This window comes from Luteimonas sp. A482 (genome assembly GCF_054072655.1).
On record NZ_JBSVRO010000015.1, the window covers coordinates 1 to 1322 of the forward strand.

At 57.0% G+C, this 1322-nt stretch carries 1 protein-coding gene; it reads left to right on the plus strand.

Annotated elements, in window-relative coordinates; all coding sequences use genetic code 11:
* Nucleotides 1-664 precede the first annotated feature (664 nt).
* On the plus strand, nt 665-1105 hold the full coding sequence (locus ACW5DW_RS17060) for a hypothetical protein (RefSeq protein ID WP_457020497.1): 441 nt from the start codon (nt 665-667) through the stop codon (nt 1103-1105).
* Nucleotides 1106-1322: the final 217 nt, after the last annotated feature.

A 1322-nucleotide genomic window follows, 5' to 3' on the forward strand; every position in this document is an offset into this window, starting at 1 on the left:
CGCAGGGCGCGAGATCCGGCGTGCGGCCCCTGCTGAATTACGGTGGTCTGACACCGAGGCGTTATCGGGCGCGCACGTCGGGCTCTCGGCGCCTACGGTAGGGGAAACTCAAGACATAAGGTGTTAGGCGCTCATCAGATGGCTCAGAAGTTCAATCCCGGTGACATCTTTGGGGTTCCACTCCCGGGCGACTCAATGGGCATTGGTCAGGTTCTTAGCTTGGAGCCAGATGCGCTCAACTCAGTGGGATGCGTCTTCTTTGCAGCTACTGCCAGCCCAAGCGGCCTTAGCGGTGCCATGGAGCCGATCGCTGCTCTGTTGGTTACTCCTGACTTGCTAAAAAGTGGCGCATGGCCCGTTAAGAGTCAGGGGCCCGTGTTCTTGGAGCCGGAGGAGCGTCCTTATGAGATTCATCGGGCCTCGCATTGGGTCGGTGTCAGAGTCACGGGGTCTGGGATAGTCCAAGAATTCTTGGCTGCATACCAAGGCCTAGTGCCATGGGATGCATGGCATGATCCCCACTATCTTGATTCGCTATTGCTGCCGGGCCGGGAGCGGCCGAGTCATGTGGTCTTGTCGGCACGCCCCTAACAATTCATTCAAGCCGACGCCGCTTTGCGGCGCGGCTTAATTCTGGTGTTAGGCACCAATGGCAGCACCGTCGATGATTGAAGAAATTAACTCTTGCAAGAACCTATTCTTGGCGGAGATCTCCGAGCCAGAGACCAATTCTCTTCGCCTGCTCATCTCAGAGGGACGCGTTTCGGTGCATGAGGAGACTTGGGACATCGCGGGCGTGCCGTTGCCCGGTGTCAGATCCATCGACGTTACCGCCGAATCCAAGCACTTTGAGCTTATCTGGTCTTGCTACATTAGCTACGCCATTCGAGACGAGTCCTATTGTTCGTGGGACAAAGAGGAGGATTGGGTTGGTTCTTCCTTCAGGGTCTACTCACGATCAAAGTTCCTCGACTTTGTCGCCAACGGCACCTTTGCAACGTCGGAGTACCCGGGTCCGTTCAAGCACTACGAGATTGTTTGTCTTGACCACATCATTGACGTGGCATCAGAAGAGGCGCCTACAGTGCGTCGGATTGGTGCCTAACAATGCGTTCAAGCCGACACCGCATCGGGGCGCAAACCACATGGCAGGTACAGCTTGCCATGTGCTTCACACCCCGCTGCGGCGCGGCTTAACTTAGGCGTTAGGCAGAAAAGAGCACTGCCCCGTCGCCTCGGGGAGAAGCCTGACACGAGAAAGCGTACTTGCCTGATTGACCCCATCGGCCCAGCGCTCAGAATCAACCAAGCGCTCCGTCTGG